At 65.3% G+C, this 24,072-nt stretch carries 19 protein-coding genes and 1 riboswitch; of the genes, 8 read left to right on the plus strand and 11 right to left on the minus strand.

Going from position 1 to position 24,072, the window contains the following annotated elements:
* The first annotated feature begins 95 nt into the window (after positions 1-95).
* Entirely contained in the window at positions 96-521 is a 426-nt protein-coding gene (locus KI609_RS01070) for a PACE efflux transporter (protein ID WP_226450120.1), read from the plus strand.
* Positions 522-629: 108 nt separating this feature from the next.
* On the opposite strand, the gene ccoG is transcribed toward KI609_RS01070, so the two are convergent.
* Positions 630-2,075, minus strand: a complete 1,446-nt coding sequence (ccoG, locus tag KI609_RS01075; protein WP_226446266.1) for a cytochrome c oxidase accessory protein CcoG — start codon at positions 2,073-2,075, stop codon at positions 630-632.
* A 98-nt stretch (positions 2,076-2,173) separates the two neighbouring features.
* Positions 2,174-2,743: a ubiquinol-cytochrome c reductase iron-sulfur subunit gene (petA, locus tag KI609_RS01080; RefSeq protein WP_226450122.1), complete on the minus strand. Its 570-nt coding sequence runs from the start codon at positions 2,741-2,743 to the stop codon at positions 2,174-2,176.
* A gap of 404 nt (positions 2,744-3,147) precedes the next feature.
* Here petA and KI609_RS01085 point away from each other — a divergent pair, with 404 nt between their 5' ends.
* Together KI609_RS01085 and metH are read left to right on the plus strand one after the other, a co-directional pair.
* Positions 3,148-4,551, plus strand: coding sequence for a sigma-54 interaction domain-containing protein (locus KI609_RS01085; protein WP_226446271.1), 1,404 nt, complete (start codon positions 3,148-3,150; stop codon positions 4,549-4,551).
* A gap of 111 nt (positions 4,552-4,662) precedes the next feature.
* Positions 4,663-4,760: riboswitch (S-adenosyl-L-homocysteine riboswitch) on the plus strand.
* Between the two features lie 65 nt (positions 4,761-4,825).
* Positions 4,826-7,540 (plus strand): methionine synthase, encoded by a 2,715-nt coding sequence (metH, locus tag KI609_RS01090; RefSeq protein ID WP_226446273.1) that lies wholly within the window; start codon positions 4,826-4,828, stop codon positions 7,538-7,540.
* A 119-nt stretch (positions 7,541-7,659) separates the two neighbouring features.
* On the opposite strand, the gene KI609_RS01095 is transcribed toward metH, so the two are convergent.
* Positions 7,660-8,049 (minus strand): RidA family protein, encoded by a 390-nt coding sequence (locus KI609_RS01095; protein WP_226446277.1) that lies wholly within the window; start codon positions 8,047-8,049, stop codon positions 7,660-7,662.
* Between the two features lie 142 nt (positions 8,050-8,191).
* On the opposite strand from KI609_RS01095, the gene KI609_RS01100 reads away from it, so the two are divergent.
* Positions 8,192-9,106 (plus strand): LysR family transcriptional regulator, encoded by a 915-nt coding sequence (locus KI609_RS01100; RefSeq protein ID WP_226446279.1) that lies wholly within the window; start codon positions 8,192-8,194, stop codon positions 9,104-9,106.
* 311 nt (positions 9,107-9,417) lie between these two features.
* Entirely contained in the window at positions 9,418-10,602 is a 1,185-nt protein-coding gene (locus KI609_RS01105) for a sensor domain-containing diguanylate cyclase (protein ID WP_226446280.1), read from the plus strand.
* 133 nt (positions 10,603-10,735) lie between these two features.
* Here the strand turns inward: KI609_RS01105 and KI609_RS01110 are convergent, their stop codons facing one another.
* The 5 genes from KI609_RS01110 to KI609_RS01130 form a co-directional block, all read right to left on the minus strand.
* Positions 10,736-11,296: a shikimate kinase gene (locus KI609_RS01110; protein ID WP_226446282.1), complete on the minus strand. Its 561-nt coding sequence runs from the start codon at positions 11,294-11,296 to the stop codon at positions 10,736-10,738.
* A gap of 239 nt (positions 11,297-11,535) precedes the next feature.
* Positions 11,536-12,690: a serine hydrolase domain-containing protein gene (locus KI609_RS01115; RefSeq protein WP_226446284.1), complete on the minus strand. Its 1,155-nt coding sequence runs from the start codon at positions 12,688-12,690 to the stop codon at positions 11,536-11,538.
* Between the two features lie 117 nt (positions 12,691-12,807).
* Positions 12,808-14,499 (minus strand): long-chain fatty acid--CoA ligase, encoded by a 1,692-nt coding sequence (locus tag KI609_RS01120; RefSeq protein WP_226446285.1) that lies wholly within the window; start codon positions 14,497-14,499, stop codon positions 12,808-12,810.
* 164 nt (positions 14,500-14,663) lie between these two features.
* Positions 14,664-15,890, minus strand: coding sequence for an acyl-CoA dehydrogenase family protein (locus tag KI609_RS01125; protein WP_226446286.1), 1,227 nt, complete (start codon positions 15,888-15,890; stop codon positions 14,664-14,666).
* Positions 15,891-15,933: 43 nt separating this feature from the next.
* Complete coding sequence (locus tag KI609_RS01130) at positions 15,934-16,707, minus strand: SDR family oxidoreductase (protein ID WP_226446288.1); 774 nt, start codon at positions 16,705-16,707, stop codon at positions 15,934-15,936.
* A 431-nt stretch (positions 16,708-17,138) separates the two neighbouring features.
* Between KI609_RS01130 and KI609_RS01135 the strand changes: the two genes are divergently transcribed.
* Both KI609_RS01135 and KI609_RS01140 read left to right on the plus strand, forming a co-directional pair.
* Complete coding sequence (locus KI609_RS01135; RefSeq protein WP_226446289.1) at positions 17,139-18,011, plus strand: YihY/virulence factor BrkB family protein; 873 nt, start codon at positions 17,139-17,141, stop codon at positions 18,009-18,011.
* A gap of 246 nt (positions 18,012-18,257) precedes the next feature.
* A complete protein-coding gene (locus KI609_RS01140) occupies positions 18,258-19,067 on the plus strand; it encodes a glycine zipper 2TM domain-containing protein (protein ID WP_226446290.1) in 810 nt (269 codons plus the stop codon).
* A 122-nt stretch (positions 19,068-19,189) separates the two neighbouring features.
* Here KI609_RS01140 and KI609_RS01145 read toward each other — a convergent pair whose 3' ends face one another.
* From KI609_RS01145 to KI609_RS01155, 3 genes are all read right to left on the minus strand, one after another.
* Positions 19,190-20,377 carry an amidohydrolase family protein gene (locus KI609_RS01145; protein WP_226446292.1) on the minus strand — a complete coding sequence of 396 codons (1,188 nt, stop codon included), beginning with the start codon at positions 20,375-20,377 and terminating at the stop codon, positions 19,190-19,192.
* A gap of 64 nt (positions 20,378-20,441) precedes the next feature.
* Positions 20,442-21,155 (minus strand): TetR/AcrR family transcriptional regulator, encoded by a 714-nt coding sequence (locus tag KI609_RS01150; protein WP_226446295.1) that lies wholly within the window; start codon positions 21,153-21,155, stop codon positions 20,442-20,444.
* 51 nt (positions 21,156-21,206) lie between these two features.
* Complete coding sequence (locus KI609_RS01155) at positions 21,207-21,983, minus strand: ferredoxin--NADP reductase (protein WP_226446297.1); 777 nt, start codon at positions 21,981-21,983, stop codon at positions 21,207-21,209.
* 407 nt (positions 21,984-22,390) lie between these two features.
* Here KI609_RS01155 and KI609_RS01160 point away from each other — a divergent pair, with 407 nt between their 5' ends.
* Positions 22,391-24,058, plus strand: coding sequence for a 6-hydroxynicotinate reductase (locus KI609_RS01160; RefSeq protein ID WP_226446299.1), 1,668 nt, complete (start codon positions 22,391-22,393; stop codon positions 24,056-24,058).
* Positions 24,059-24,072 lie beyond the last annotated feature (14 nt).

The raw sequence follows: 24,072 nt of genomic DNA on the forward strand, positions 1-24,072 counted from the left end.
ATATATCAGTCAAGTGAACATAAAGTGCCGCCATGACCGTGAATTCGCCTGTGACCCTGCCCGTTTCTTCATCCCCATCCCCCGCCGCCATCGGTCTGCAGGGCGTGCGCCGCCGCGTGCTGTATGTGACGCTGTACGAGCTGATCGCCATCGCGGTGGCGACCTGGGGGCTGGCGGTGCTGACCGGGCAGAGCCCTGCGCACTCCAGCGTCGCGTCGGTGGCCGCCTCGGCCGTGGCGGTGGTCTGGAACCTGCTGTTCAACTGGGCCTTCGAGCGCTGGGAGTCGCGCCAGGCCGTGCGCGGCCGCTCCGTGCGCCGCCGTATTGCGCATGCCGTCGGGTTTGAAGGCGGGCTGGTCTTCACGCTGGTGCCGCTGTTTGCCTGGTGGTTCAAGGTGAGCCTGTGGGACGCCTTTGTGATGGACCTGGCGCTGATTGTTTTTTTTCTTTGCTACACCTTTGTCTTCAACTGGGGGTTTGACCGCGTGTTTGGCCTGCCAGCGTCGGCGCAGGCCGCATAGCTGGGGGCTGGGGTGCGCGCATGCCCGCACAGCGGCACATACCGCCACCCCGCAGGGCTCTTGGCCCGCCGAGCGCTGCGCATGCCGTTTCCGCGCGCTCTCTGCGCCCTATCGCGGCACGATAAACACCGACTTCTCGGACACCTGGGCCTGGCTGCCGAGCGCCTGTACATCGAAATACACGCTGTGCGAGCCCGCGGGGGCTGCGCCATCGGGCACCTGCAGGCGCACCGGCACCCAGCGGGATTCGGCGGGGCCGATGTCCACCTCGGCGTCCGATGCGACGTGCAGGCCGTCCAGGCCCCGTGCGCTGATGCGGTAACGCGCGCTGCTTTCGGTGGCGTTCATGATCTGCAGGCGGTAGATGTTTTCCAACTGCCCGCCGGGCACCAGGCGTGAGAGGGCGGCGCGGTCACGCACCACGTCTACCTTCAGCGGCGTGCGCGTGACCAGGCTGGCCAGCATGGCAATACACAGCGCAGTCAGCACGGCGCTGTAGGCGAGCACACGGGGGCGAAACACGCGCCGCAGAATCTGCCACGGGTTCAGGTGCTGCGCGATGCCGGTCTGGGTGGTGTAGCGAATCAGGCCACGGGGGTAGGCCACCTTGTCCATCACGGTGTTGCAGGCGTCCGCACACTGCCCACAGCCGATACATTCGTATTGAAGGCCGTTGCGGATGTCGATGCCCGTGGGGCATACCTGCACACACAACGAGCAGTCAATGCAGTCGCCCAGGCCCAGTGCCTTCGGATCCATTTTTTTGCTGCGTGCGCCGCGCGGTTCGCCGCGCTCGGTGTCGTAGGTCACGATGAGGGTGTCCTTGTCGAACATGGCGCTCTGAAAACGTGCATAGGGGCACATGTATTTGCACACCTGCTCGCGCATGTAGCCTGCATTGCCATACGTGGCAAAACCATAGAACCCCACCCAGAACAATTGCCAGGAGCCGTGCAACGCCAGCAGCTCGGCACCCAGCAGCCGGATCGGCACAAAGTAACCGACGAAGGTGAACCCCGTCCAGCCGGCAACGGCCAGCCATGACACCTGTTTGCCCGCCTTGCGCCACAGTTTGTCCAGCGACCAGGGGCTTTTGTCGAGGCGCATGCGAGCGCTGCGGTCGCCTTCGAAGCGGCGCTCCAGCCACATGAAAATCTCCGTGTACACCGTCTGTGGGCACGCAAACCCACACCACAGCCGCCCGGCCACGGCGGTAAACAAAAACAGCGACAGCGCCGAGATGATGAGCAGGCCCGTGAGGTAGATGAAATCCTGGGGATACAACACCAGTCCAAACAGGTAAAACCGCCGCGCACCGAGGTCGAAGAGCACCATTTGCCGTGGGCCCCATTCGAACCATGGCAGCCCATAAAAAGCGATCTGCGTGAGAAACACCATGGCCCAGCGCAGCCGCGCGAACACACCATCCACAGAGCGGGGATAGATCTTTTGGTGGGCTGCGTACAGGTCGATGTAGTCGTCTGGTGGGGCGGCTGCGGGGCCCGCTGTGTCGATGGTGGGCGCAGGGGCGGGGGGCTTTAGGGTGGCAGGCATTGGGGCCATCGTTTCAGGGTGTGGGGGCGAGAAGGTGCAATGTGTTGCAGGGGGCACCGGGGTGCGGCGGGGGCGCGGCCCGCGAGCCCCCCGCTTCGTCAAGCGCTGTTGTCGTCACCGATCCGCAGTTGGGTGGCGGTGATGAACTGGTGCGGCGGCACCTCCAGGTTGGTAGGCGCTGGTTTGTTGCGGTACACGCGTCCGGCGTTGTCAAACGTGGAGCCATGGCACGGGCAGAAGAAGCCACCCGGCCAGCTCTCGCCAAGCCCCGGTTGCGCCGAACCCAGTGGCACTTGCGTGGGTGAGCAGCCCAGGTGCGTGCAGATGCCCACGGCGACAAACACATCCGGCTGTATGGAGCGCTGCGCGTTGCGCGCGTAGGCTGGTTGCTGGTCTTTGGCAGACCGGGGGTCTGCAAGCTCCGTGTCATGCCCTTCCAGCGCTTGCAGCATCTGAGGCGTGCGCCGCACGATCCAGACGGGTTTTCCGCGCCATTCGACCGTGCGCGTTTCACCCGGGGCGAGGTCTGCAATGTCCACCTCAATGGCCGCGCCCAAGGAGCGGGCGCGCTCGCTGGGTGCCAGGCTGGAGACAAAAGGCACGGCCATCGCCAGCGCCGCGACGCCACCGGCCGCAGCCGTCGCCTGGATGAGGTTGCGGCGTTCCATATCGGCGTGGGGCGGGCCGTGGGGTTTGTTGGGGGTGCGCTGCACGTCTTTTGCGTCAGGGGCGCCTGGTAGATGGGGGCTGGGCATTGCAGTGGTGGTCATGGCGGGTTCCTGGGCAAAGTGGGTTGCATGGCCGAAAGGTCGTGCATGCCTTGCTGCAACTCAAGACCCGTGCCAGCCCACGGGCATCTCGCTCAAGTAAAAAAAGCCTGTGAAAACAAGCACTTAACCGCGGTTGGTGGCCGGGCATCAGGCCAAATGGGTGCCAGATGGGTGACAACATATGCCATTGGTGTCACGATATGGCACATGCACGACCCGGCATCTCACCACGGGGGCACTACCGCCACCCGCATCGCAGCCATCGGTCCCTGCCTGGGGCGCTGCTCTCAGGCTCCGTCTTCATGATCTCTGCCCCATTACCCGCCGATAGCGGCAGCCCCGCGCTGCCCGAACTCACCGCCTACCTCGACGCCTTGCCCGAGCCCCACATCCTGTTCGACCGCCAGTACCGCATCGTGGCCGCCAACGCAGCCTACCGGCGCCAGTTTGGACAAGGGGCGCCGGTGGTTGGGCGCACCTGCCACGAGGTGTCGCACCACTCACCGGTGCCCTGCGACCAGGCGGGCGAGACCTGCCCGCTGGCCCGCTCCGTGTTGAGCGGGCAACGCGAGCGTGTGCTGCACCTGCACCACACGCCGAGGGGCGAAGACTATGTGCAGATCGAGCTGGTGCCGCTGCGTGACGCGCGCGGCCAACCAAGCTATTTCCTGGAAAAGATGGAGCCCCTGCCTATCGCCCAGAGCAGGGCAGACGCGCAGGGGATGATCGGGCGTTCGCCGCCATTCCAGGCGGTGCTGGAGCTCATCGCCCGCGTGGGCCCATCGCAGGCCAGCGTGTTGCTGCTGGGCGAGTCCGGCACAGGCAAGGAGCTGGCGGCGCGGGCCGTGCACCAGGCGAGCCACAGGGCCTCCCGTGCGCTGGTGGCTGTGGACTGCGCCAGCCTGCCCGAGACCCTGTTCGAGAGCGAGCTGTTTGGCCACGAGAAAGGCGCCTTCACGGGCGCTCACGCCGCGCGGGCCGGGCTGGTGGAGGCCGCGCATGGCGGCACCCTGTTTCTGGACGAAGTGGGCGACATCCCGATGACCATGCAGGTCAAGCTGCTGCGCCTGCTCGAAAGCGGCACCTACCGCCGCGTGGGGCAGACCGAGCTGCGCCGCGCGGACATTCGTGTGGTGGCCGCGACCCACCGCAACCTCAAGGCCATGGTGGCCGAGGGGCGGTTTCGCGAAGACCTGTATTACCGGCTCAGCACCTTCCCTATCCTGCTGCCCGCATTGCGTGACCGGGCCGAAGACATCGCCCTGCTGGCCCACGCCCTGCTCGAGCGCGTGGCACCAGGCCGCGCGCTCGCCATGGCCCCCGCCGCCATGCGCCGCCTGGCGCAACATCCCTTTCCGGGCAATGTGCGCGAGCTGCGCAACGTGCTGGAGCGCGCCGCCCTGCTGACAGACGGCGCCATCGTGACCGCGCCCACCATCGAACGGTCGCTCGCCTTCGATGCCTTCGACGGCAGCGGTGCACAGGCGCTTGTGGGGGTATTCCAGGGCGCGGCCGGGCCTCACGCATCCCACGCACGGCGCGATGCCACGCTGCGCAGCGTGGAAGACGCGGCACTGCGCTTGGCCCTGAGCACCACGGCCGCAACACGCCAGGAGCTGGCGCGGGCGTTGGGTATCAGCACCCGCACGCTCTATCGCAAACTGCGTGCGCTGGGCGATCAAAGCGGAGTGGGTGAAAACGGCTAAGAGAACCCGCAGCGACTGCGGCGCAACCGGGCAGCGTCGAACAACGGCGCGCGCAGGGCCTTATGCAGGCGGGGCGCTGGCATGGTTCTGCATTCCCTTAAAATCCGCCGTCCCCCCGAGGAGCGTTGCAACGCCCGCCGACCATCTTCGGCGGTGCCGTCAGGCTCGGGCAGGATTTGGCCGCCACGATTGAACGACGCTCACCTGTTTCAAATAACCGATTGCGCAGGTGAGCCTTATGTCTGCTGTTTTGTCCGCTGTATCTCCCCCCCCCATGAAGCTGTCCGGCCTGGAGCCCGTCTCCATTGGCGAGGGCAGCCTGTTCGTCAACATCGGCGAGCGCACCAACGTCACGGGTTCCAAGGCGTTTGCGCGCATGATCCTGAACGGCCAGTACGAAGAGGCCCTGGCCGTGGCGCGCCAGCAGGTCGAGAACGGCGCGCAGGTCATCGACATCAACATGGACGAGGCCATGCTCGACAGCAAGGCGGCCATGGTGCGTTTTCTGCAGCTGATCGCGTCCGAGCCCGACATTGCGCGTGTGCCCATCATGGTGGACAGCTCCAAGTGGGAGGTGATCGAGGCCGGGCTGCGCTGCATCCAGGGCAAGGGCATCGTCAACTCCATCAGCATGAAAGAAGGCGTCGAGGCGTTCAAGCGCCAGGCCAAGCTCGTCAAGCGCTATGGGGCGGCGGCCGTGGTGATGGCGTTCGACGAACAAGGCCAGGCCGACACCTATGCGCGCAAGATCGAGATCTGTGAGCGCGCCTACCGCATCCTGGTCGATGAAGTGGGCTTTGCGCCCGAAGACATCATCTTCGACCCCAACATCTTTGCCGTGGCCACCGGCATCGAAGAGCACAACAACTACGCGGTCGACTTCATCGAGGCTGTGCGCTGGATCAAGCAGCACCTGCCGGGGGCCAAGGTGTCGGGCGGCGTGTCGAATGTGTCGTTCAGCTTCCGCGGCAACGACCCGGTGCGCGAGGCCATCCACACGGTGTTCCTGTACCACGCCATCCAGGCGGGCATGGACATGGGCATCGTCAACGCGGGCATGGTGGGCGTGTACGACGACCTGGAGCCCGTGCTGCGTGAGCGTGTGGAAGACGTGGTGCTCAACCGCCGCCCCGACGCGGGTGAGCGCCTGGTGGAGATCGCCGAAACCGCCAAGAGCGGCGCCAAGGACGAGAGCAAGAAGCTCGAATGGCGCGGAACGCCCGAGCACCCCAAGACCGTGGGTGAGCGCCTGTCGCACGCGCTGGTGCATGGCATCACCGACTTCATCACCGAAGACACCGAAGAGGCTTACCGCGCCATCCTGGCCAAGGGCGGCCGCCCGCTGCACGTCATTGAAGGCCCGCTCATGGACGGCATGAACGTGGTGGGCGACCTGTTTGGCGCCGGCAAGATGTTTTTGCCCCAGGTGGTGAAAAGCGCCCGCGTGATGAAGTCTGCCGTGGCCCACCTCATTCCCTACATCGAAGAAGAAAAACGCCAGGACGAAGCCGCCGGGCGCGACGTGCGCAGCAAGGGCAAGATCATCATCGCCACCGTCAAGGGTGACGTGCACGACATTGGCAAGAACATCGTCACCGTGGTCTTGCAGTGCAACAACTTCGAAGTGGTGAACATGGGCGTGATGGTGCCCTGCCACGAGATCCTGGCACGCGCCAAGGTCGAAGGGGCCGACATCGTGGGCCTGTCAGGCCTGATCACCCCCAGCCTCGAAGAGATGCAGTACGTGGCGGGCGAGATGCAGAAGGACGAGCACTTTCGCATCAAGAAAATCCCGCTGCTCATCGGCGGCGCCACCTGCAGCCGTGTGCACACCGCCGTCAAGATCGCCCCGCACTACGAAGGCCCCGTGGTCTATGTGCCCGACGCCTCGCGCAGCGTGAGCGTGGCGCAGAGCCTGCTGGGCGATGGCGTCGAGAGCTACGTGGCAGAGGTCAACGCCGACTACGACAAGGTGCGCACCCAGCACGCCAACAGAAAGCAGACCCCGCTGTGGCCCCTGACCAAGATCCGCGCCAACAAGACCCCGGTGGACTGGAGCCATTACCAGCCCACTGTGCCGCGCGCGCTGGGCCGCCGGGTGTTCAGTAATTTCGACCTGGCCGAGCTGGCCAAATACATCGACTGGGGCCCTTTCTTTCAGACCTGGGACCTGGCCGGCCCGTACCCCGCCATCCTCCAAGACGAGATCGTGGGCGAAGAGGCCACGCGCGTGTTTGCCGACGGCCAGGCCATGCTGAAAAAAATCATTGAAGGCCGCTGGCTCACGGCGTCGGGTGTGTTGGCGCTGTACCCCGCCAATTCCGTCAACGATGACGACATCGAGTTCTACACCGACGAATCGCGCACCGAGGTCGCCATGACCTGGTATGGCCTGCGCCAGCAGGCCGAGAAACACGTCATCGACGGCGTGACGCGCCCCAGCCGGTGCCTCGCCGACTTTGTGGCCCCCAAAAGCAGCGGCATTGCCGACTATGCCGGCATGTTCGCCGTGACCGGTGGCCTGGGAGTGGAAAAGCGCGAGAAGGCCTTTATCGACGCCTTTGACGACTACTCCGCCATCCTGTTCAAGAGCCTCGCCGACCGCCTGGCCGAGGCCTTTGCCGAGTGCCTGCACCAGCGCGTGCGCACGGACCTGTGGGGCTACGCCGCCAACGAAAATCTTGGCAGCGCCGACATGATTGCCGAGAAATACCAAGGCATCCGCCCAGCGCCCGGCTATCCCGCCTGCCCCGACCACAGTGCCAAGACCGACCTCTTTCGTGTGCTGCAGTGCGAAGACATCGGCATGCAACTCACCGAAAGCCTGGCCATGATGCCCGCCGCCAGCGTGAGCGGCTTCTACATCGGCCACCCGGACAGCGTGTATTTCAACGTGGGCAAGATTGGTGAGGACCAGCTGCACGACATGGCCGAACGCCGGGGCATGGATGAGGCGGTGTTGGCGCGGCTGCTGGCGCCTATTCTGTGATGCTATTGATTGTGTAGCTGTTGGCGCTTATCAATAAAGCGCTTAAGGCCAATTTGGCTTGATAAATGGCTCTGCGGATGCGCCTTTTGGTTTCTGCCAGAGCCGCGTCTTCCGCCGAGTTACGGCAGCTTCGCAATCACCTTGATCTCGAACTGAAACCCATACAGCCACGTCACGCCAATGCCGGTGAGCGTGGGGTAGGGCGCCTCGCCCCAGAACTCGGGCACGATGCTCCACACCGCCTCGAAATTCGCCTCGGGGTTCACCACGAACATCGTTACATCCACCACGTCGTCAAACGTGCACCCCGCAGCCTGCAACACCGCGTTCAGGTGGACAAACGCCAGGCGGACCTGTGCCTTCAGGTCCGGCTCAGGCGAGCCGTCCTCGCGACTGCCCACCTGGCCTGAGACAAACAGAAACCCGTTGGACCGAACCGCCGGCGAATAGCGGTTGCGTTCATACAGCGCCTGGCGCCCGGCAGGAAACACCACATCACGTTGGGCCATCAAAAACTCCTTCTGTCCGTCAATCAAATGCGATGAAGGCACTGTAGAAGCGCGCGCCGCCCGGATAAACAGGCAAGCCTGTCCACCACTGTTTTTAGAATCCAAACAATCGGCGCCAAGCGCCTTCCCACACAAGTGCACCATGGACCGTTTTGACGCAATGCTGGCCTTTGCCCGCGTGGTGGAATCCGGCAGCTTTACCAAGGCCGCCCACACCTTGCACATGAGCCGCACCACCATCACGCAGCTCGTGCAGCAACTGGAGGACCGCCTGCGCGTGAAGCTGCTGCACCGCACCACACGGCGTGTGCAAGTCACCGTCGATGGCGCCGCGTACTACGAACGTGTGGTGCGCTTGCTAGCCGACCTGGATGACGCCGAAACCAGCCTCTCCGCAGCATCGTGCGCGCCGCGCGGCCGCCTGCGGGTGGATGTGCCAAGCCCCCTGGCCCGGCTCGTCCTCATCCCCGCGCTGCCCGCATTCCACGTGCAGTACCCCGACATCCTCATCCACATGGGTGTGAGCGACCGCCCCGTGGACATGATTGGCGACAACGTGGACTGCGTGGTGCGCGGAGGCTCCATCACCAATCCCTCGCTGGTTGCGCGCCATGTGGGTGACCTGCAGTTGCGCGTATACGCCGCCCCCAGCTACTTGCAGCGCGCTGGCATGCCGGACCACCCGCAGGTGCTGGAAGGCCCGCACCATCGCACCGTGGGGTTTCTGTGGGCGCGCACGGGCCAGCCACTGCCGTTTGATATGCGCCGTGGCACCGAACACGTGCGCGCCCAGGGCCACGACATCTGCGCGGTGGACGACGGCAACGCCTACCTGGCCGCAGGGTTGGCGGGCCTGGGCGTGCTCTGGCTGCCCGACTACATGGCCCGTCCCCATGTGGCCACCGGCGAACTGGTGCCCCTGCTGCAGGACTGGACGCTGGAGCCGATGCCCCTGTACGTGGCCTACCCACCCCAACGCCATGTGAGCGCCAAGTTGCGGGTGTTCATTGATTGGGTGGTGGGGTTGATGGCGCTGCATGCGCCGCTTCAGGGATGAAGCTATCAAATCAATAGCTTCTCCCGCTTGATGGGTGCGCTCAGGCAGTAACCACAACCCTTGGTGTGCAGCCCACGTACCGTGGCTTGACGGGCGTGTTACACACACTTACCATTCGCGCTCGACGGATCCCTGTCGCTCCAAGCAACCGTTGTGTGAATCGCGCAGCGCGTGCGCTGCAGCCGCACTTGGCGTGGCGATTCGCGCTGTTGCATTCTGGGAGCGTTAATCGGGGTTTCTCTCAGGCGCGCCTTGGCACCCTCACCGCGGATCTGCGGCCGTCGCCGCTGCCTTTTCATTTGCGCTCATCCATGGTTGCCACTGTTGTCCTCGGCATGCTCTGCGTGCACCTTCTGTGCTTTAGCGGGATGTTCATGCTGATCAGCACCCGGCTGCGTGGCAGGAAGATGGGTACCGATGTCTTTGCCATTGGCAGTCTCTTGCTGGGTTTGGCCTACGTGTTGCAGCTTCTGGACGCCCCCCGGACCTGGGGGCTGATGAGCGTCGTCAACCACACCCTGACGCTGTGCGCCCCCGTGGCTTATGGGCTGGGCGCAGCCAGGTTTTTTGATCGACCGGTTTCTGTGGTGCGCCCCCTGCTTGCCTTGGCCGGGGGCTACACCGTAGCGCAGGTGTTGGTGCAAGCAATGCTCGGATCGGAGGCCCGCTATGCATTGCTGGCCGCTGCATGTGCCTTGCTCTTTGTGGTGATGGCGGTGGTCTTGCTCTATGGCATGCGCACGTTTGCGAGGCATCTGCGTGCCGAGATGGCCGTGTTTGCCGCCCTGATCGGTGGCCTCGGTGCCATGAATGCGGCGAAGTGTGTGTTGATTCTCTCGGGCGGGCTGGACAGCCTCGACATGGGTCACCCCTTCCAGACGGCGTTCTACATCTACATGTCGTTCCTGGGGACGGTGCTTCCGCCGGCGGTGGTGTGGTTGGTTCTGCACCGCTTGACGGATGATCTGCGGGTCATGGCGGTGCATGACCCGCTCACCGGGGTGCTCAACCGGCGCGGTCTGGCGGATGCGCTGGATGCATATTTCCGCTCACGCCCAGCAGCAAAGGCGCACTTGTTGATGGTGGATATAGATCATTTCAAGCGTATCAACGATACCTACGGCCACAAGGCGGGCGACATCGTTTTGCGCGCGGTGGCCGCAATCATTCAACGCACGGCCCGCCAAGGCGATCTCACCTGCCGGTTGGGCGGTGAGGAGTTCGTGGTCATTGCGCTCGACACGGACAGCGCTGGCGCCATGCAACTGGCAGAGCGTGTGCGCGATGCGATTGAGCACAGCGAATTTCCCGGAGTCGGCCCGCACGGACCGATTCGATGCACCGTCACCCTCGGCCTCACCGGGAGTTTTGCCAGCATGGACGCGCTGGACGCCAGCATGCAGCAAGCGGATGCCGCGCTCTACCGGGGCAAGAGGTCAGGGCGCAATCGCGTGGAATGGGCGCAGGCCCCAGAGGCCCCTGGGCAGCCCGCATAGCGCCCTGCGTGTGTTGGGGATGGCCCGGCGAGGGCCGCCGCGTGGCATTTTGGGGCGATGAAGCGGTGGCGCCAGCCTTGGGCCCCCTGCGGCAGGCAGACGCCCCGCCCACTGCAGCCGTGAATGCGAGGTCTCAGGCGCCGGGGCTGGGCGCTTCGGGAGCGCCCGCGCCCGCGCTCTCCGCCATCTCCAACTGCATCATCACCATGTTGACCAGCGTATGCACCGAGGGTCGCCCGGTCTCGATCACGTAATGGGCGGTTTCGCGGTACAGGTGGTCGCGCTGGGCGTAGAGCGCGCGCAGCTTGTCCATGGGGTTGCCGCCTTGCAGCAGCGGGCGGGTCTTGTCGTGTTTGACGCGCTTGTAGATTTCTTCGGGCGAGGCGCGCAGGTACAGCACGTTGCCGAACTGGCGCAGCACTTCGCGGTTTTCGGGGCGCAGCACGGCGCCGCCGCCGGTGGACAGCACCATGCCGCCGGGCTGGCGGGCCACGTCGGCCAGCACCTGGGCTTCGATGTCGCGAAAGCGCGCTTCGCCCTCGGCCTCGAAAAAGCTGCGGATGGTGGTGCCCAGGGTCTGTTCCAGCCGGTGGTCCAGGTCGATGAAGGGCACACCCGCCCGGTGGGCCAGTTGCCGGCCGACGGTGGATTTGCCCGAGCCGGGCATGCCGACCAGTGCGCAGCGAATCTGCATAGGTTCAAAAAAGAGGTCTGGGGGACGGGCTTGCGTACTGCGGGTGGGGCTGTGTCGCGTGCCGTGACTGGGCGTTGAGTGTAAGCCGGTGCCCCCGTTGCCATGCGCAGCGGTTGCAACTGGCGCTGCCCAGTCGAGGGACGCCGAGCAAGGGCCGCCCCGCAGCGAGGGCGTCGTCCCCCTGCCCGCGCGCAGCGCGAGAGCGGGGGGAAGGAGCGAAGCTCCTCAGGGGGGGTGTCCTATTGAAGCGCCGCATACACCAGCGCCGGGTACAGCTCGCACAGATACCGCAGCTGGCCGGGCGCCTGGGTGAGCAGGATGGCAAACAGGTCTTCCGCAGGGTCCACAAAAAAGAAGGTGCCGCCCAGGCCACTCCAACTGTAGTGCCCTGCCGATCCTGGGCGTGTGGTCAGCCCCGTGGCGGTGCGCACGGCCACCCCCAGGCCAAAGCCGTAGCCCGTGGGCAGGATGTCGCCCGCCACGGGCAGATTGTCCAGGTGGTCGGCGGTCATGAAGTCCACGGTGGCGCGGCCCAGCAGGCGCACGGGGCCGTTGGGCCCCGATGCTGTGCCCCGGCCCAGCATGAGCTGCAGAAAACGCGCGTAGTCGCTGGCGGTGGACACGAGCCCGCCGCCGGCCGACTCGAATGCGGACAGGGCGGTCACGTCGATCAGCGGCATGCTGAGCCCGGTCTGCGGGTCGCGCGCAAAGGGTTCGGCCAGGCGGTGTTGCTGCGCGGCGGGCACCGCAAAGCCCGTGTCTTGCATGCCCAGGGGGCCGAACACCCGGCGTTGCAGGATGGTGCTCAGGCTCTCGCCCTCGATCACTTCCAGCACGGCCCCCAGCACGTCGGTGGCGCGGCTGTATTCCCAACAGGTGCCGGGTTGGTGCACCAGCGGCAGCGGGCCCAGCGCGGCGGCCAGCTCGGCATTGCTGTGGCGGCGCGAGCCGATGCGGGCGGTGCGGTAGGCGTCGGGCACCGTGCCGGTCTCCCAGGCGTAGCTCAGGCCGGCGGTGTGGCGCAGCAGGTCGTGCACGGTGGCTTCGCGCCGCGCGGGTGTGGTGGTGCCGGTGGCGGGGTCAAACACCTGCTGCCCGGCAAACGCGGGCAGGTAGTGCGCCACGGGGTGTGACAGCAGCAGGCGGCCTTCTTCCATAAGCATCATCGCCACCAGCGAGGCGATGGGCTTGGTCATGGAGTAGATGCGGAACACCGTGTCGGGTGCCATCGCGGGCATCGCCGCCTCGGTGGAGGGCGGGCGCTGGTGGCCCACGGCCTCGTGCAGCACGGTATGGCCCCGGTGGTGCACCAGCGCCACGGCGCCGGGCAGAAGGCCCTGGTCCACATGGGTTTGGAGCACGGAGCGCAGGCGGGCGAGGGCGGTGGGGTTCATGGAGGGTCAGCGAAGGTTTGAACAGGCTTTAAGGTGTTTTTGGCCTCTGGCGCAATAGGGTAAGCACAAGAAGCTATCAAAATAATAGCGATATGAAGGAACTTCGGGCTGGGCGCCTCATGCCGACGCACTGGCGGCGCGGCTGCGCTCCTGCTCCTGCAGCTCACGCCACTGCACCTTGCCCGTGCCGGACTTGGGCAGGCTGTCCACAAGCTGCACGATGCGCGGGCTTTTGTAGGCGGCCATGTGGTCGTGGCTCCAGTCGATGATGGCCTGCTCGCTCACCTGGCCCTTGAAGGCGTCGCGCAGCACGACCAGGGCCTTCACCGTTTCGCCCCGGCGCTCGTCGTGCGCGGCGATCACGCACACCTCCTGGATGGCGGGGTGGGCGTACATCATGGCCTCGACCTCGGCGGGCCAGACCTTGAAGCCCGACGCATTGATCATGCGCTTGAGCCGGTCCACCATGAAGAAGTAGCCGTCCTCGTCCACCTGCGCCAGGTCGCCGGTGCGCAGAAAGCGCTTGCCGTCCAGCGTCACAAAGCTGTCGGCTGAGGCCTGCGGGTTGTTCCAATAGCCTTGCATGACCTGCGGGCCATGCACCACGATCTCGCCAATTTCGCCCGGGGGCAGTTCGGCGAACGTGGCCGGGTCCACCACGCGCGCATCCACGTCAAACACAGGGATGCCCAGGCACTGCGGCTTGGGGCGGTGCGGCGGGTTGATGTGGGTGGCGGCCATGGTTTCGGACATGCCGTAGCCCTCCACGTAGTCGAGCCCGGTCAGCTCCTTCAGGCGCTGCGTCACGGCCTTGGGCATGGCCGCGCCGCCGCCGCGTATGGCCTGGATGCTGCTGATGTCGTAGTCGGCGATGCGCGGGTTGGCCAGAAAGTCCACCACCATGGTCGATATGGCCTGCCAGATGCTGATGCGGTAGCGCTGCATGAGTTGGGCCGTGGCGTCGCGGTCCCAGCGGGGCAGCACCACCACGGTGGCGCCGATGAACAGCGGTCCGTTCATGCTGCCCGACATGCCGGTGACGTGGAACAGCGGCAGCACGGCGAGGTAGGTGGCGTCTTGCGTGCGCGAAAACCACTGCACGCCGCCCACCAGCGTGCTCATGGCGCTGCGGTGGGTGTGCATGCAGCCCTTGGGGTGGCCCGTGGTGCCCGAGGTGTAGGGCATCACGCACAGGTCGTCGGGCCCGGTGGTGATGGGGCCGGGGGTGCGCTGCTGCGCCAGCATGTTGCTCCACAGCGTGACGCCGGGTGCATCAATGGCCTGGCGCGGCGCCGACACGAAAGCGGGCACGGGCAGGTCGGTGGGCACCTGCAGGTAGTCGCTGTACGCGGCCACGATGAGGTGCTGCAGTGTGCCTTCGCTCCCCGCCACATCCACCAGCGGCTGGGCCTGCGCATGCAGGTCCTGAGGCACAAAGGCCACGGTGGCGCCGCTGTCCTGTACGTAGTGGCGCAGCTCGTCGGTGAGGTTCATCGGGTTCACCGGCACCACCACCGCATTGGCGCGCAGGATGCCGTAGAACGCCAAAATCCACTGCGGGCTGTTCTGCATGTACAGCAGCACGCGGTCGCCCGCCTTCACGCCACACACCTGCTGCAGAAAACCCGCGATGTGCTCGGCCTGTTGCTGGAACTGCCGGAACGTGACCAGCGTGTCGTAGAACACCAAAAAGGGCTTGTCGGGGTAGCGTGCCGCAGACACCTCGGCGTTGTGGAACAGGTTGGTCTGCGGCAGCGTGAGGTGGCGTGACAGCCCGGGGGGCCAGTGGGCAAGGTGGCGGTCAGACATGCAAAGGTGGAGAAAGTTGGATAGGAAGCGGGTGCACCGTGAAGGGTGCAGGCTCTGGGCATGGCGGAATGCGGGGCTGCGCGCAGGGCCGAGGTCATTGTGTGACTGCGTGACTGCGTCATGCGCCCGTGCCCCCCATCGGCCCCGGTCATCCGTCGGGGTATTCAACCCTTTTTCATGTGGCGGGCCAGCTCGTCTTTGGCGATGGCGTTGCGGTGCACTTCATCCGGGCCGTCGGCAAACCGCAGGGTGCGGGCCTGGGCGTAGGCCGCTGCCAGCGGAAAGTCGTCGCTCACGCCCCCGCCGCCGTGTACCTGCATGGCCCAGTCGATCACCTGGCAAGCCATGCTGGGCGCGGCCACCTTGATCATCGCGATTTCTTTGCGCGCGACCTTGTTGCCCACCGTGTCCATCATCTGCGCGGCGTTGAGCACGAGGAAGCGCGCCTGGTCGATCAGGATGCGCGCATTGGCAATGCGTTCGCGCGTCACGCCCTGGTCGGCCACGGGCCGGTGAAAGGCCACACGGCCCAGGGCGCGCTGGCACATCAGCTCGAGCGCGCGCTCGGCCACGCCGATGAGTCGCATGCAGTGGTGAATGCGCCCGGGGCCCAGGCGGCCCTGGGCGATCTCGAAACCCCGCCCTTCGCCCAGCAGGATGTTGGCCACCGGCACGCGCACGTTCGCGAAGCTCACCTCGCCGTGGCCGTGGGGCGCGTGGTCGTAGCCGAACACGGGTAGGGCGCGTTCCATGGTCACGCCGGGTGTGTCCATGGGCACGAGGATCATCGACTGCTGCTGGTGCCGGTTGGCATGGTCGGGGTCGGTCTTGCCCATGAAGATCAGGATCTCGCAGCGCGGGTCGGGCGCGCCCGAGGTCCACCACTTGCGGCCGTTGATCACATAGTGGTCGCCGTCGCGTTCAATGCGGGCTTCGATGTTGGTGGCGTCCGACGAAGCCACGTCGGGCTCCGTCATGGCAAAGGCCGAGCGGATCTTGCCGTCGAGCAATGGCAGCAACCAGCGCTGTTGCTGCTCGGGCGTGGCGTAGCGCGCCAGCGTCTCCATGTTGCCGGTGTCGGGGGCCGAGCAGTTGAAGGCCTCGGGCGCAATGTGCGAGCGGCCCATGATTTCGCACAGGGGCGCGTACTCGAGGTTGGTCAGGCCCGCGCCCAGGTTCGACTCCGGCAGAAACAGGTTCCACAGGTCGGCGGCCTTGGCCTTGGCCTTGAGTTCTTCCATCACCTTCGTGGGCTGCCAGGCGTTGCCGGCCTTGCGGTTGGCGGCCACTTCGTGGTGGTACACCGATTCGGCCGGGTAGATGTGCTCGTCCATGAAGGCCGTCAAGCGCTTTTGCAAGGCGACGACCTTGGGGGGGTAGGTGAAATCCATGGGGGTTCGCTTTCTGCGGAATGGGTGGGGTTGTGCGGGGTGGTCAGATCAGACTGGCGCCGCCATCGACCACGATGGCTTCGCCCGTGATGTGGCGCGATGCGGCGGATGCCAGGAACACCACCGTGCCCTTGAGGTCTTCATCGCCGCCGATGCGGCGCAGCGGCGTGCGTTCGATCATGGCGGGGCCGAGTTTTTCAATCAGGCCGTTGGCGAGCTTGGTGGGGAAGAAGCCGGGGCAGATCGCGTTGACGCGGATGCCGTAGTGACCCCACTCGGACGCCAGCGTCCGCGCGAAGTGAATGGCCGCTGCCTTGGAGGTGTTGTAGGCGATGGTGTTCATGCCCGGCGGTGTGCCCTTGAGGCCCGCCACCGAGGCCGTGACGATGATCGAGCCCTTGCCGCGCGGGATCATGCAGCGCTTGCCCACCTCGCGCGACAGGAAAAACGGCGCGCTCACGTTCAGGTCCATCACCTTGTGCCAGGCAGCGTCGGGGTAGTCCTCGGCCTTGGCGCCCCAGGTCGCACCCGCGTTGTTGACCAGGATGTCGATGGTGCCAAAGCGAGCGACGACCTGGTCCACCAGGCCGGGAATGTCTTCGGTCTTTTGCAGATCGTTGGTCACCGTCAGCACTTCATAGCCCAGGCCTTCCAGGTGTTTTTTGGCCTCGGCCAGTTCATCGGCCTTGCGTGCCGTGATGGCGAGTTTGGCGCCCATCTCGCCCAGCGCCTCGGCCATCTGCAGGCCCAGACCGCGCGAGCCGCCGGTGACCAGGGCCACCTGGCCGGTGAGATCGAAGAGTTGCTTGACGCTCATGGAAAGTGCTTTCGTGAAAAATGAGAAGAAAAGAAGGGCTGGGGAGCCATCGTTCGCCGGTGATGCATGAGGTGGCGGCACGCGGGGCGTGTGAACAGGTGTCTGAACAGGCGTGATGTGCAAAGGCAGTGCGGGGAATCGGAGCCCATGCTATGCGGCGCGGCAGGCCCTGTAAAACGGTTGCTGTCACCTGCGAAACTCGCCGTGCCGATGGGCGGAGGGCCGCTGGCGCCTGCGCGACAGCCCGGCATTGATATGGCGCATGGCCCGGCGCTTTTTTGCCGTTGGCTTGCGACTTGCATTTGCGGGTGGTGTTGTGGGATCGGGCCTACCTCTGACCGCGATAACGGCGGATGGACCATCACGCCTGCAAGGGTTAATGTGGTGCGATGACTGTGCCCCCCGTTCTTCAGCGTTTTTCCCGCCCGCTCATGCCCCTGTGGCGGTGGGTGGAGCCTTTCTGGCGCGCCGTGCAGATGTGGCTGGACGCCGACGGCCTGCGCATGAGCGCGGCCATGTCGTTCTATGGCATGTTGAGCCTGGCGCCGCTGCTGCTGTTGCTGGTGGGCGTGCTGGGCTGGTGGATGGATCGCAGCTATCTGGAGGCCAACCTGGTCTCGCAAGTGCAGTCGGTGATGGGGCAACAGGTGGCCGACGTGGTGCGCCAGGCCATGGCCAGTGCGCGGGAGCCCGCCGAGGGCAGGCTGGCATCGATGCTGGGGTTTGTGGTGCTGCTGTCTGGTGCCACCGGGGTGTTTGTCGAGCTGCAGTCGGCCCTGGAGCGCCTGTGGCGGCGCGATGGAGCAGCCCCCGAGCAACGGGCCGCCTGGTGGCGCATGGCCTCGCTGCGGCTGCGTGGGCTGGCGTATGTGCTGGCACTGGGATTCTTGTTGCTGGTGTCGCTGGCGCTTTCAACGCTGATCAATGTGCTGGCCGGCTGGGCCGGATCGCGCTTGTCCATTGCACCGCTGGCCCCCCTGCTGCAAATCGTCAATGAAGCCGTGGCCTTTGGGTTTGCGGTGGCGCTTTTTGTGGGGCTGATGCGCATCGGCATGGGCCCCAAGCCTTCCATGCGCTACCTGGTCATGGGGGCGCTGGTGGGTGCGCTGCTGTTCACGTTGGGCAAACAGCTGCTGGCCTGGTATCTGTCCACGGCGGCCGTGGTGTCGGCCTACGGCGCGGCCGGCTCGCTGGTGGTGCTGCTGATGTGGATCTATTTTTCGTCGGCCATCCTGCTTTTTTCGGCTAGCTGCGCGCAGGCGTTCGAGGCCGTATCGCCGCACCCGAAGGCGCGGGAGCTGTAAATGTTCGCAACCAATGTGGGGGCGCGCGATAGGGGGCGGCGCGAGGCGCTGGCGTCGGCGGCACTGCGCCTGCCGCTGTGGCGTGGGCCTTGCCACGCGGCCCCAAACGATTACCCCCTCTTACAAAGCGATGGCGCTGCGTTGACGCAGCCTGTGTACCTTTGCACCCACCGCGCGCGTTAGACACGTTAGGCAGTTTGCTGATCGTTCGCGCCACTCACACAACAACAGGGAAGTAAAACCACCATGAACCTCACCACAGAACCCCGCACCGCCCCGACCACCCCTTTGGCCGCCGCCCCGGCGGGTGCCCACAGCCTCAAATGGATGTGGGTCGCCATCGGTGTGCTGGGCACGAGCGTGTTGGCACTGGGGGCCACGCTGGTGCTGCAGCAGCGCCCACCGTCAGCCAGCGCAGCAGAGGCGGTGCAGGTCGCGCAAACAAGCCTGGCACCCCGCACGCCCGAGTCTCAAATTATTGATGAAAAAAGGCCTGTAGCGCTTATGCAGTCTGCGCAATCAGCTATCAATAACGGAGCAAATGGTGCGGCATCCTCACGCGCAGGCACACAGTCCGGGGGGCAGGGCCTGTCGCCAGGCTGGGCGCCGCCCGCGCAGGCCATGCAAGCCGCGCGTGCACAAGCGCCGGTGTGCCAAAGCTGCGGCCGGGTGGAGTCGGTGCAGGCAGTGGAACAGGCGGCCCCCGCCACGGGCGTGGGCGCAGTCGCCGGTGGCGTCCTGGGCGCTGTCGTGGGCAACCAAGTGGGCAAGGGCAACGGACGCACTGCGGCCACGCTGCTGGGCGCGGTCGGTGGCGGGTATGTCGGCCACAAGGTGGAGCAGCGCACGCGCACCCACACGGTGTATGAGGTGTCGGTGCGCATGGACGACGGATCGGTGCGCCGCTTTCAGCGCGCGCAACCCACCGCCGTGGGCACGCCCGTGGTGCTGCAGGGCAAGGGTTTTCGCGTGGACCAGGGTGGCGGCGACGGACGCAGTGCCGGGTCCTACACGCAGGCCCAGCCTGGCGCCGTGCGGGTTGCAGATACCTACTGATCCCTGGGGCCTGCGCCGTGTGGGTGCCGCCACGGCCCCGCATCCCCTCCAAAAAAAGGGCGCCAACCCTGGAGCCCTTTTTTGTGGGTGACTGCGGTGTGCTGAGCGCCTGCAGCGCGGGGCTACAGCACCACCGGGATCTCTGTGGCTGGCGGTGTGTTGCGGCTGCGGCCACAGCGCACCAAGCCATCGATCATCACCATGCCGATGCCCGGGATGTCGCCGAGCTGCACACTTTCGAGCAGCGTGGCGCCGGCGGTGTGCTGGGCGCGGTCCATGAACACAAAGTCGGCGGCGCGGCCCACTTCGATGAGCCCGCAGTTCAGGTTGCGGATGCGCGCGGTGTTGCCTGTGGCAAAGCAGAACACCAGCTCGGCGGGGATGTCGGCAAAGCTCGATATCAGCGCAATCATGCGCAGCATGCCCAGCGGCTGCACGCCCGAGCCGGCCGGGCCGTCGGTGCCCAGGATCACGCGGTGCGGGCACTTGAGCTCGATGGCGGCGCGCGCGGCCTGGATGGCGATCTTCTCGTTGCCGTTGTGTACCAGCTCGATGGCGCGGGACGACTTCTCGCACAGCTCGCACACATGCTTCCAGGGCAACGAGGTGTGGCCGCCGTTGATGTGGCCGATCACGTCGGCATCGGCCTCGAGCACCACGTCCTTGTCGATCAGGCCTGAGCCCGGGATGGACGGGCCGCCCGTGTGGATGGTGCTCTGGATGCCATGCTTGCGCGCCCAGGCCACCATTTGCTGGGCCTCGTAGCCTGCCTTGACGGAACCCAGGCCGACTTCGCCCAGCAGCGTGACACCCGCATCGGCCAGGTCCTTGAAGTCCTGCTCGGTCATGCCCTTTTCGATCACGGGGGCGCCCGCAATCACCTTCACGCCGCCGGGGCGAAAGTTGTCGAACGAGCGCTGCGCGGTGATGGCCAGAGCCTTCAGGCCCACGATGTCCTTGGGGCGGCCGGGCAGGTGGACTTCGCCGGCCGAGACCATGGTGGTCACGCCACCGTTCATGGTCGAGTCGATCCAGCCGATCTGGTTCTGGCGCGGTGTCCAGTCGCCAAAAACCGGGTGCACGTGGCTGTCGATGAGGCCGGGTGCCACGCAGGTCTGGCGCGCATCGATCACGGTGTTGGCGTGTTCGGTGTCGCAATCCTTGTAGCGGCCCACCGCCGCTATGAGGCCGTCGTTCACCACGATGGTATCGGCTTCAAGAATCGGGTGATCGAGGTCACCGGACAATAAAAGGCCGATGTTCTGGATGACGACCTTGCCCGACTTGCCGCCTGCTGCTGCTTCTGCCATGGTTTCTCCTCGTGGGTGGGGTGACTGGCAGTGCCCTGGCCGGGCCACTACCGAAAACGGGGGATCAGTTCGCCTTGCGCCGTGGCGGCGAGCGTTCGGGGGCGACCGTGCGCAGCACGCTGTCGATGACAAACAGCTCCCAGTTCGCCATCGCCTCGGGTGCCTCCAGGTCTTCGCCCAGAAACGCCGAGAGCGTGTGCCGGTTGGACATGTAGAAATACCCCGTGGCGGCAATCAGCAGGTATACGTCACGGGCCGCGATGTCCTGGCGAAACACCCCTTGTGCCTGGCCGCTGTCCAGTACCCGGCGAATCACCTCGATGGCCGGCGACGAGTATTCGCGGGCGCGCATCGACTTGGCGATGTGTTTGCCCTTGTGCAGGTTTTCGGTGTTGAGCAGGGTGACGAAGTCGGGGTGTTTGCGGTAGTAACCCACCACAAAACGAATGACGGCCTGCAGCGCTTCGAGGGGGTTGCCGGTGTCCAGGTCCAGGCGCGACTCGGCATCGTTCATGCGGCGGTAGGCTTCTTCAAGCACCTCGATGAACAGGCCTTCCTTGCTACCGAAGTAGTAGTAGATCATCCGGTCGTACGACTTGGCGGCCTTGGAGATCTTCTCCACGCTGCCGCCTTCGTAGCCATACCGCGCGAACACCTTGGTGGCGGCCTTCAGGATATTGTCGCGCGTGGTCTGCGCCGCCTGCTCGCGCACCCCCGTTTTGCGAGCCGATGCGGAGGGGGCGGCCGTTGTCCGGGTCCTGGTGGGTGTGGCAGCCATGGCGGGTCCTGGTGGATGGTGCGGGCCCTCAGGCGTGGGGCCCGCCGGGGTTCACTGCTCCGCGAACGCGCGTTCGATCACGAAGTCACCGGGTTTGGTGGTGTTGCCTTCGTTGAAGCCGCGCTCTTCCATCATGTGCTTGAGGTCGCGCAGCATTTCCGGGCTGCCGCAGATCATCACGCGGTCTTCCGTGGGGTTCAGTGCGGGCAGGCCCAGATCGCGCGCCAGCTGGCCGTTTTCGATCACGGTGGTGACGCGGCCCTGGTGCTTGAACTCCTCACGTGTCACGGTGGGGTAGTACTTGAGCTGCTTGCTCACCATCTCGCCCAGAAACTCGTGTTTGGGCAGCTCTTGCGTGATGTAGTCGTAGTAGGCGAGTTCCTTCACTTCGCGCACACCGTGCACCAGGATCACTTCCTCGAATTTTTCATAGGTTTCGGGGTCGCGGATCAGGCTCAGAAACGGCGCCACACCGGTGCCCGTGGAGAGCATGTACAGGCGCTTGGCGGGCAGCAGGTAGTCGATGAGCAGCGTGCCGGTGGGCTTTTTGCCCACCACGATGGTGTCACCCACCTTGATGTGCTGCAGGCGTGACGTCAGCGGGCCGTCGGGCACCTTGATGGAGAGGAACTCCAGGTGCTCTTCATAGTTGGGGCTGACGATGCTGTAGGCACGCAGCAGGGGTTTGCCCGTTTCGCCGCGCAGGCCGATCATCGTGAAATGGCCATTGGAAAAGCGCAGGGCCGTGTCGCGTGTGGTCGTGAAGGAGAAAAGGCGATCTGTCCAGTGGTGGACAGTCAGGACGCGTTCATCAAGAAAGGCGCTCATGGTGCTGGTGTCGACAAAGTTAAGAAAACAACAAAAAACTGGCTGAAGTTCGGTCTCTCAGGCGTCTCATGGCGCGAGATGGGGCCGGAAAGCTTGTGGCTCACAACCCTCCATTGTTCCGCATCTCGCCAAGGCGGCATTTCGCGGGTGCCGTGAACCCCTTGCTGGGGACCATGCCAAGGCGGCCCGGCTGCCCACAAACAGTGCACATGGCGTGAGCCATTCGCCTCATTTTCGTGCTCCTTCTGCACCATTTTTGGGTGCGCAAAAACACCATTGCAGACCATGAATGATTGCGCTACATTGGCATCAAATGTAGTGAACGCAACATTTAAGTTAAGTGAATGCTACACAAAATGCCATGACCGTACAAGCGTTTCAAGAGCCGCAAAAAGCAGGCCGCCACCATGACTGAACACACCAAAACAGATGGACTTCCGGGCATGGATGCCCCCGGGTTGCCTCAGGTGCTGGAGCGCGCTCTGTCTCGCAACGAGCGCATGCACACCAGCAAGGTGGAGTGCAACGCCTGCCCGGTTCTGTGCCAGATATCGGAAGGCCGGGTCGGCGCGTGCGACCGGTATGCCAACCAAGGCGGTGTGCTGGTGCGGCTCGACCCTGTCGTGTTTCTGCGCAGAACGCTGGAGGCGGCAGAGACCACGCTGGTGCCGTTCGCCCTGGGTGCGGTGCAGGCTGCTTCAGGGGGCGAAGGCGGCGGCACGGTGGAAGGGGGGGGCGATGCCGCGTTGCCCGCTGGCCCTGCCGCCATTGCGCAGCCCTGGTCGGGTGACCTGTTGCTGGCCGATCAGGTGTTTGTGACCGGGGTAGGTTCTTCCACCACCTACCCTGACTACAAGCCTGCACCGTTCATCGTGGGCTCGCAGGTGCAGGGTGTGGACATGGTGACCGTGGTGACCGAGGGCATCTTTAGCTACTGCAGCTTCAAGGTGAAGATCGATACCGACCGGTTCCTCGGGGCCGAGCAGGCCAATGTGCGCTGCAAGGGCGAGGTGGTGGGCCATGTGACCACCGCTGAATATGGCTCGCAGATGTTGTCGCTGGGCGGCGTGCACCATCTCACGGGCGGCACCAAAAAGGAAGGCCGCATCACCGCCGAGATGATGCAGTTGCTGGGTAACAAGCAGTCGGTGGAGTTGGCCATCGACGGCGGCTCGCAGTTGGTCATTCAGGCGGGCCGGGCTCCTGTTGTCAATGGGGTGGCCGAGCAGCGCATGCGCGTGGGTTGCGGCTCGGCTGCCATCGGCATTTTTGCGCGGCAGTTCCATGGCCACGCCGACGAGGTGGTGGTGGTGGACGACCACATCACCGGCGTGCTGACCGAACACCAGGCGGGCCGTTGCCTGGGCATGGTGCCTTCGGGCATACAGATGCGTGGGCGCAAGTCCACGCCGGGGCGGTATTTTCAGGTGGCCAACCCGGGCACGGGCTGGGGCGGCACCGACATTGCAGACCCGCTGGCCATCATCGATGGCTGGGACGCCGCCGTGGCCTGGCCCGGCCTGCGTTTGCTCATGACATCCACCACCGGCGAGCACGCCAGCTGGTACGTGCTGGACGACAACCTCACGCCTGTTGAAACCGACATGCCACTGGAAGTGCGGCGCATCGTGGAGCGCATTGGTGAAAACTGCGAACCATCGCTGGCATCGGTGCTTTTTCTGGGTGGGGCCGGTGGCAGCCTGCGGGCGGGGGTGACCGAAAACCCGGTGCTGCTCACGCGCTCCATCAAGAACGCACTGGTCAACGTGACCTGTGGTGGTGCCCCGGCTTACGTCTGGCCCGGTGGCGGCATCACGGTGATGGCCGATGTGCTGCGCATGCCTGACAGCAGTTTTGGCACCGTGCCCACCCCTGCCATCGTGGCGCCGATTGAGTTCAGCATGCGGCGGGCAGACTATGAGGCGCTGGGCGGGCACGTCCATCAGATCCGGGGGCTGCGCGAGGTGCTTGAACGTGGTGCATGGCACAGCGACGGTGCGCCGCAGGCGCGTGTCTGGCAGGCACTGCCGTCGGGCAATCCCTGGCCATTGGGCCAACCACCGATGTTGGGTTGAGCCAGGGCCTTCGT

It is taken from the genome of Acidovorax radicis (assembly GCF_020510705.1).
Taxonomy (GTDB): domain Bacteria; phylum Pseudomonadota; class Gammaproteobacteria; order Burkholderiales; family Burkholderiaceae_C; genus Acidovorax; species Acidovorax radicis_A.

What these genes read in the sequence shown, in the direction of transcription:
- ccoG (WP_226446266.1), bottom strand. Translation starts at nt 2,075, where the DNA reads ATGCCTGCCACCCTAAAGCCCCCCGCCCCTGCGCCCACCATCGACACA.
- petA (WP_226450122.1), bottom strand. Translation starts at nt 2,743, where the DNA reads ATGGAACGCCGCAACCTCATCCAGGCGACGGCTGCGGCCGGTGGCGTC.
- KI609_RS01085 (WP_226446271.1), top strand. Translation starts at nt 3,148, where the DNA reads ATGATCTCTGCCCCATTACCCGCCGATAGCGGCAGCCCCGCGCTGCCC.
- metH (WP_226446273.1), top strand. Translation starts at nt 4,826, where the DNA reads ATGAAGCTGTCCGGCCTGGAGCCCGTCTCCATTGGCGAGGGCAGCCTG.
- KI609_RS01095 (WP_226446277.1), bottom strand. Translation starts at nt 8,049, where the DNA reads ATGGCCCAACGTGATGTGGTGTTTCCTGCCGGGCGCCAGGCGCTGTAT.
- KI609_RS01100 (WP_226446279.1), top strand. Translation starts at nt 8,192, where the DNA reads ATGGACCGTTTTGACGCAATGCTGGCCTTTGCCCGCGTGGTGGAATCC.
- KI609_RS01105 (WP_226446280.1), top strand. Translation starts at nt 9,418, where the DNA reads ATGGTTGCCACTGTTGTCCTCGGCATGCTCTGCGTGCACCTTCTGTGC.
- KI609_RS01110 (WP_226446282.1), bottom strand. Translation starts at nt 11,296, where the DNA reads ATGCAGATTCGCTGCGCACTGGTCGGCATGCCCGGCTCGGGCAAATCC.
- KI609_RS01115 (WP_226446284.1), bottom strand. Translation starts at nt 12,690, where the DNA reads ATGAACCCCACCGCCCTCGCCCGCCTGCGCTCCGTGCTCCAAACCCAT.
- KI609_RS01120 (WP_226446285.1), bottom strand. Translation starts at nt 14,499, where the DNA reads ATGTCTGACCGCCACCTTGCCCACTGGCCCCCCGGGCTGTCACGCCAC.
- KI609_RS01125 (WP_226446286.1), bottom strand. Translation starts at nt 15,890, where the DNA reads ATGGATTTCACCTACCCCCCCAAGGTCGTCGCCTTGCAAAAGCGCTTG.
- KI609_RS01130 (WP_226446288.1), bottom strand. Translation starts at nt 16,707, where the DNA reads ATGAGCGTCAAGCAACTCTTCGATCTCACCGGCCAGGTGGCCCTGGTC.
- KI609_RS01135 (WP_226446289.1), top strand. Translation starts at nt 17,139, where the DNA reads ATGCCCCTGTGGCGGTGGGTGGAGCCTTTCTGGCGCGCCGTGCAGATG.
- KI609_RS01140 (WP_226446290.1), top strand. Translation starts at nt 18,258, where the DNA reads ATGAACCTCACCACAGAACCCCGCACCGCCCCGACCACCCCTTTGGCC.
- KI609_RS01145 (WP_226446292.1), bottom strand. Translation starts at nt 20,377, where the DNA reads ATGGCAGAAGCAGCAGCAGGCGGCAAGTCGGGCAAGGTCGTCATCCAG.
- KI609_RS01150 (WP_226446295.1), bottom strand. Translation starts at nt 21,155, where the DNA reads ATGGCTGCCACACCCACCAGGACCCGGACAACGGCCGCCCCCTCCGCA.
- KI609_RS01155 (WP_226446297.1), bottom strand. Translation starts at nt 21,983, where the DNA reads ATGAGCGCCTTTCTTGATGAACGCGTCCTGACTGTCCACCACTGGACA.
- KI609_RS01160 (WP_226446299.1), top strand. Translation starts at nt 22,391, where the DNA reads ATGACTGAACACACCAAAACAGATGGACTTCCGGGCATGGATGCCCCC.